The organism is Bradyrhizobium sp. 613_E4_N2_2 (assembly GCF_052075995.1).
In the GTDB taxonomy this organism is placed as follows: domain Bacteria; phylum Pseudomonadota; class Alphaproteobacteria; order Rhizobiales; family Xanthobacteraceae; genus Bradyrhizobium; species Bradyrhizobium barranii.
This window is the reverse complement of the sequence record NZ_CP197234.1, coordinates 8,153,366-8,160,000: the sequence shown is the minus strand read 5'-3', so window position 1 is coordinate 8,160,000 and position 6,635 is coordinate 8,153,366. Positions and strand designations below refer to the sequence as shown.

Genomic DNA, 6,635 nt, shown 5'->3' with positions numbered 1-6,635 from the left:
CGGTCAAGCCGGCGATGACACCTTTGGTGTGGTTCGGGCTCTCGCCTCACCGCGCTCTTGATCCCGAAACAAAAAGCCCCGGAGACATCTCCGGGGCTTTCGTCGTTTGTGGCGCTGCGTTTAGCTTAACGCCTCACGTCCGTGTCCGCATCCGCATCATGAAGCTGTCGTAGCTGAGCTCTGCCACCTGCATCCAGGCGAGCGACTCGTTCCTGAACGCCGACAGGCTCGTGTACATCTTGTTGAAGTGCGGATTGGTCTTGCTGAGATCGGCGTAGATCTCGTTGGCGGCGTTGTAGCAGGCCTCCAGGACTTCCTGCGGGAACGGCTTCAGGACCGCACCGGCCACCAGCAGGCGCTTCAACGCAGACGGGTTGACGTAGTCGTATTTGCCGGTGACCCAGGTGAAGGTATCGCGTGACGCCATCTCGACCACGGCCTGATAGTGCTTCGGCAGCGCGTTCCACTTGTCGCGATTTATGACGTTGTGGCCCTGGCCGGTGCCTTCCCACCAGCCCGGATAATAATAGTATTTCGCGACCTTCACGAAGCCGAGCTTCTCGTCGTCATAGGGCCCGACCCATTCGGCGGCGTCGATCGTGCCCTTCTCCAGCGCCGGATAGATGTCGCCGCCCGCGATCTGCTGCGGCACGCCGCCGACCTTGGCGATGATCGTGCCGGCGAAGCCGCCGACGCGGAATTTCAGTCCCCTGAAATCCTCCATCGACTTGATCTCCTTCCGGAACCAGCCGCCCATCTGGGCGCCGGTCGAGCCGGTGGGAATGCCGACCGTGTTGTATTCCTTCAGCAGGTCGTTGAGCATTTCCGTGCCGCCGCCGAACAGCAGCCAGGAGATATGCGCCCGCGTGTTCAGTCCGAACGGCAGCGAGGTGCCGAACGTGAAGGCGGGGTTCTTGCCCCAGTAATAATACAGCGCCGTGTTGCCCATCTCGACCGTGCCGTTCGAGACGGCATCGAGCACCTGCAGGCCCGGCACGATCTCGCCGGACGCGAACGGCTGGATCTGGAATTTGTTGTCGGTGGCCTCGGCCACGCGCTTGCAGAAATATTCGCAGCCGCCGTAGAGCGTATCGAGCGCCTTGGGCCAGCTCGCGGCGAGCCGCCATCTCACTTCCGGCGAAGATTGCGCGATGGCCGGCGCAGCAACCGCTGTGCTTGCCGCCAGGCCAGCGCCTGTCACTTTCAGAAATTCACGACGTTTCATGCGTATCCCTCCGTTGTGCCGATTGCTCGACTAAGGGAACGATCTTCGTGTCGTCTTTTGCTTCGCCGAGAACCGAACTTGTCTTTGGTGATGGTGTGAGCGTGTCCGACGGCCCTTCAGGGCTCTTTGTGGATCCCGTACGTTGCGGTTCCCGCCATCAGGATGACTGGTCGCTTCGCGATAATCAAGCGGCGTCGGGACGCTCGCAGTTGCGAAGCCGATTGGGACAACCAGGTTTGGTCCGAAACCAGAACCAAAGCACGTAAAACCCCGGAGATGGCAGCATCTCCGGGGCTTCTCCGTCTTTAGTCGTGTGAGCCGCTCAGCGCCTCACGTCTTGGTCCGCATCCGCGCCATGAAGCTGTCGTAGCTCAGCTCGGCCACCTGCGTCCAAGGTAACGAGTCATTTTTGAACGCGGTCATGCTCGCATGCATCTTGCCGAAATGCGGATTGGTCTTGGACAGGTCCGCATAGATCTCGTTGGCGGTGTTGTAGCAGGCCTCGAGCACCTCCTGCGGGAAGCCCCTGAGGATCGCACCGTTCACGATCAGCCGCTTCAGCGCCGGAGCATTCACCGCATCGTACTTGCCGGTGATCCAGGTGAAGGTGTCGCGTGACGCCGCGTCGATCGCCGCCTGGTAGTGCTTGGGCAGCGCGTTCCACTTCTCGATGTTCATGATGTTGTGGCCCTGGCTCGTGCCTTCCCACCAGCCGGGATAGTAGTAGTACTTCGCGACCTTGGCGAAGCCGAGCTTCTCGTCGTCATAGGGACCGACCCATTCGGCCGCGTCGATGGTGCCCTTCTCCAGCGCCGGATAGATGTCGCCGCCGGCGAGCTGCTGCGGCACGCAGCCGAGCTTGGCGAGGATCGTGCCGGCAAAGCCGCCGATACGCATCTTCAGGCCCTTGAGGTCGTCGACCGTCTTGATCTCCTTCCTGAACCAGCCGCCCATCTGCGCGCCGGTCGATCCGGTCGGGATGCCGTAGACGTTGTGCTCCTTCAGGAGGTCGTTGACGAGATCCTGTCCGCCGCCCCACAGCAACCAGGAAATCTGCTGGCGCGTGTTCAATCCGAACGGAAGGGCGGTTGCGAACGTGAATGCGGGGTTCTTGCCCCAATAGTAATAAAGCGCGGTATTGCCGATCTCGACCGTGCCGTTCGACACGGCGTCGAGCACCTGCAGGCCCGGGACGATCTCGCCCGCCGCAAAAGGCTGGATCTGGAATTTGTTGTCGGTAATGTCGGCGACCTGCTTGCAGAAATATTCGCAGCCGCCATAGAGCGTATCGAGGGCTTTCGGCCAGCTCGTGGCGTAGCGCCACCTGACCTCGGGCGACGACTGCGCGATCGCGGGCGCAGCCACTGCTGTGCTCGCGGCCAGGCCGACGCCTGTCACCTTCAGAAAATCACGACGTTTCATGCGCATCCCTTCCATTGCGTCGATGCATCGACCAGGGAACGATCTTGCTGTCGTCTTGTCTTCGTCGAGGATCGACGTTCTCTTGTTAAGATTTGTTTGAGCGTTTCCGAATGGCCCTGATGGGCTCTTGTTGCTGGAAGCCGAGCGTTGCGGTTCCGTCAGCAAGGATGACCGGACGCCCTGCGATAATCAAGCCTGATGCCTTCCTCGCAAGTGCGAACGCGGGCCAGACGCAAGTCGGAACCATCAGCGATCTGCTACGCGATTAGGCAACAACAAGGGAGGCTCGCGCATGACGGGCAAAAAGGTCGTGGTCGCTGGGGCAACCGGTCTCGTCGGCAACGCCGCGTTGCGACACTTCGGCACATCCGAGCCTTCAGAAGTTGTGGCGCTGTCGCGACGCAAGCCGCGTCACCTCTACGGCGCCCGCCACGTCCCGATCGACCTTACTAGCGAAGCCGATTGCCGCCGTGCCGCGGCCGAGCTTCAGGGCGCCACCCATCTGATCTACGCCGCGCTCTACGAGGCGCCACAGCTCGTCGATGGTTGGCGCGATCCGCAGCAGATCAAGACCAATGATCTGATGCTGCGCAATTTGATGGCCGCGCTCGAGCCGGTCGCGCCGGACCTCAAGCATGTCGCTCTGTTGCAGGGCACCAAGGCTTACGGGGTTCACGTTCGCCCCCTGACGGTGCCGGCGCGCGAAGGCCGCTCCGAGATGTACGAGCAGCCCAATTTTTATTGGGCGCAGGAAAATTTCCTGCGCGAGCTCCAGGTCGGGAAAGCCTGGCACTGGAGCATCTTGCGCCCCGTTCTCATCGTCGGCCTCGCCATGGGGGGCGCCATGGATCTGATCCCGCCGCTCGGCGTCTATGCCGCGATGCTGCGCGAGCAGGGCAGGCCGCTCGACTTTCCCGGCGGCGCCGCGCGGGTGGCGCAGGCCGTCGACGTCGATCTCCTCGCGCGCGCGATCGCCTGGTCGGGCGAGGCCAACGCGGCACAGAACGAAGCCTTCAACGTCACCAATGGCGATGTCTTCACCTGGGAAAACATCTGGCCCGCGGTGGCCGACGCGCTGGAGATGAAGCCCGGCAAGCCGATCCCGCTATCGCTCGCCAAGGAGTTTCCCAATTGGGTCTCTTCTTGGGACGCGTTGCGACGCAAGCACGGCCTCGTGTCGCCGGACCTCGCCGACTTCGTCGGCCTGTCGTTCCAATACGCCGATTACAGCATGCGCTACGGCCAGACCGAGTCCGGTCCGCCCTCGATCGTCTCGACCGTGAAGATCAACCGCGCCGGCTTCACCGAGATGATGGACACCGAGGACATGTTCCGGAAGTGGTTCAAGCAAGCCAAAGATAGCCGGCTGCTTCCATAGAGATCGTTACCACGAAGGCCCGCCGCCCGCTCGAAGCACTGGTGACGGTACGCGACCTCGATCCGGAGATCGGGGTCGTTCGTACACCCAGTAGTGCACCCACCGCGCGATCTGGATGCTGATTTCGGCGAGAGCCACAAGCCAGCACAAAACAGGCGGCCCCTTTGGGGCCGCCTGAGCTGTTTAACGTCAGAGCAGATGACCTACTGGCAGAGATGCTGGAGGCCGTCGCTACCCTTGAAATAGGTGCCGGGCCGGCAGACGATGCCGTTGCGGGCAGCATACGTACTCCAGCTGCCGTTCCAGCCCATCTCGCCGTACGACATGCCGGGCGACATGGCGTAGGAATTGCCCCAGCTGCCGACAGTCGCGTCCGCCGCTGCCGGCTGGCGATATGCCGTTCGCCGAGTTGATGGCCGAACCCGATAGTCGGGGGTGGTCCCCGTTCCAAGACCCGTGCAGCTGGCGAATTCAGCTTGGCATGCGTCCGGATTGGAGTTGTACCACTGCGCCTGTACAGCAGAGCTGGACAGGGCAGATGCCACAACAACGACCGCACCAAGAATTTTCAGATTTATCATGGATTGCTCCTTACGGTTGGACCGTGGTGCAAGATGCCACGTGTGTCAGTACCCGTTTTTTTTGCGCGCAAAACATCAAATCGACGTGACACGTTGGGCGAGCACGAACAGAACGAGCATCCCGGTGTCATCCTTCGCGACCATCCTGACACTGCTCGGCCCGGCCATTGGCTTCTCGGGGCTATCAATCGCTGTGACCAGCGCAAGAATTTCGAGGAGGCCGAAGCCAAGGCCATCGTGGTCGAATAGGACGCAACCTGCTGCGATCATGAGTCCGCATACGGTTGGACATGGCGCGGGCTGCGGCCGATGCCGGCTTTTGATCGAGAAGCCGAACTCATGGTTCAACATTCACCGCTTTGGCATAGCTACACTTCATCTATAATTCTCTCCCGTGGATCAGTTACAGGAGGCAAGAATGAAGCGATCAATTGCCTTGTCAGCGTCGCTAATTATTGGCTTCTCAGTTGGAAGCAATGCAGGCGCGAGTGCTGCAACTTACTGCCGACACGTTGGCTATCCCGCCAATTGTGTCGTTCGGACCGGCGTCATAGTCGCGCCAACCCGTGATATTCGCGGAATGCCACCATCAATTGATGCCGGCCCGAGCGGCGTTATAAGGCAGGACTTGTTCGCAAGGAATAATCCGAACAATTTGCGATCGGATTGGCCCAGTCCACCCGCTCAACCGGGGCAGTTCTAGCCGCTATTTCGCGAATGCCGTCTCCATTACCTTTCGCGTCTTGATCGTCTCGTTGTTGGCGTCGAACTCGACGTCGCTCCAGCGCACGATCTCGCCATGGGCGACGTCGTGCTTCAGCTTGAGGCGATGCGCGAGCCCGATCGGCAGCGCGCCGGCCTGCAGGCTCGCGGCCGCCGGCACCAGCTTGCCCCACACGGTGTAGCCGCCTTCGCCGTCCAGCATCTCGCCGGCGCGCAGATTGCGCTTGGCCACGGCGGCAACGTCGCCGCGGAAGCCATAGGGCTGGCCGGTCGGCTCGCCCCGCAGCGCCGCCGACAGGATCGAGATGTTCAGCTCGAGCCCGATCAGATGGTACGGCTTGTACATCGCCGCGAAGCGTCCGCTGCCGTCGGTCTTCAGGCCGTATTGCCTGAAGCAATCGGCGGCATAATCGTTCGGCGCCTCCAGCACGACATAGACGCCCCAGCGCAGATCGCGAAACACCGGCCGGCCGTCGCGTTCGAGCGAGGAGACGACTTCCACCACGCCCGACCGCTCCAGCACGCCGCCCTTGTCGCTGGGACGCATGACGTGTGGCAAATCGTCGACGCCGCAGGGTGGAAACAGCAAACCGTTCGCGGGTACGTCGAGCGCACAGGCATTGGCGATCGCGGCCATCTCGATCGCGGATTTGGTGCCGTCGAGGAAGGAGTTGAACATCTGCGGATTCATGCCGGCCGACTGTGCCTCGCCCGCGGTGAGACCATAGTGCTGCCAGACGCCGTCAGGTGTCACGTCGTGATAGGCCGGCAGATATTTTGTCCCTTTGCCGGCTGCGACCACGCGAAAACCGGTGGCGCGCGCCCAGTCGACCATCTCGGCGGTCAGCGCCGGCTGGTCGCCATAAGCGAGCGAATAGACCACGCCCGCCTTCCGTGCTTCCTCGGCGAGCAGCGGGCCCGCCAGCACGTCGGCCTCGACATTGACCATCACGATATGCTTGCCCGCCGCGATCGCAGCGCGCGCGTGCTTGATGCCGACGGCCGGATTGCCGGTCGCTTCAACGACAACATCCATCGCGCCGCCCGCAATGGCGCGTGCGCCGTCGTCGGTAAACACAGTGGCCGCGATGCGCTCCGCATCCCAGCCCACGGTGCGGCAGGCTTCGCGCGCACGGTCGCGATCGATATCGACGATGATGGGCACCTCCAACCCCGGCGTGTGCGGCACCTGCGCCAGAAACATCGAGCCGAACTTGCCGGCACCGATCAGCGCGACACGGACAGGCTTGCCGGCGGACGCGCGGGCCTGGAGGAGGCGGAAGAGGTTCATGGGGGATGTCCTGAG

6 protein-coding genes are annotated in these 6,635 nt (G+C 62.2%); 1 reads left to right on the top strand and 5 read right to left on the bottom strand.

Going from position 1 to position 6,635, the window contains the following annotated elements; all coding sequences use genetic code 11:
- Nucleotides 1-133: 133 nt before the first annotated feature.
- Nucleotides 134-1,225, bottom strand: a complete 1,092-nt coding sequence (locus AB7290_RS38665; protein ID WP_063985767.1) for a TRAP transporter substrate-binding protein — start codon at nucleotides 1,223-1,225, stop codon at nucleotides 134-136.
- A gap of 330 nt (nucleotides 1,226-1,555) precedes the next feature.
- The gene (locus AB7290_RS38660; RefSeq protein ID WP_063986726.1) at nucleotides 1,556-2,647 is read right to left on the bottom strand and encodes a TRAP transporter substrate-binding protein; all 1,092 of its coding nucleotides are present in this window, start codon (nucleotides 2,645-2,647) and stop codon (nucleotides 1,556-1,558) included.
- A gap of 292 nt (nucleotides 2,648-2,939) precedes the next feature.
- Between AB7290_RS38660 and AB7290_RS38655 the strand changes: the two genes are divergently transcribed.
- Nucleotides 2,940-4,025 carry an SDR family oxidoreductase gene (locus tag AB7290_RS38655; protein WP_441254327.1) on the top strand — a complete coding sequence of 362 codons (1,086 nt, stop codon included), beginning with the start codon at nucleotides 2,940-2,942 and terminating at the stop codon, nucleotides 4,023-4,025.
- A 203-nt stretch (nucleotides 4,026-4,228) separates the two neighbouring features.
- On the opposite strand, the gene AB7290_RS38650 is transcribed toward AB7290_RS38655, so the two are convergent.
- The 3 genes from AB7290_RS38650 to AB7290_RS38640 form a co-directional block, all read right to left on the bottom strand.
- The gene (locus tag AB7290_RS38650; RefSeq protein WP_085401950.1) at nucleotides 4,229-4,606 is read right to left on the bottom strand and encodes a hypothetical protein; all 378 of its coding nucleotides are present in this window, start codon (nucleotides 4,604-4,606) and stop codon (nucleotides 4,229-4,231) included.
- Between the two features lie 75 nt (nucleotides 4,607-4,681).
- Nucleotides 4,682-4,957 (bottom strand): hypothetical protein, encoded by a 276-nt coding sequence (locus AB7290_RS38645; RefSeq protein ID WP_071909357.1) that lies wholly within the window; start codon nucleotides 4,955-4,957, stop codon nucleotides 4,682-4,684.
- Nucleotides 4,958-5,312: 355 nt separating this feature from the next.
- A complete protein-coding gene (locus tag AB7290_RS38640; RefSeq protein WP_085401951.1) occupies nucleotides 5,313-6,620 on the bottom strand; it encodes an NAD(P)H-dependent oxidoreductase in 1,308 nt (435 codons plus the stop codon).
- Nucleotides 6,621-6,635 lie beyond the last annotated feature (15 nt).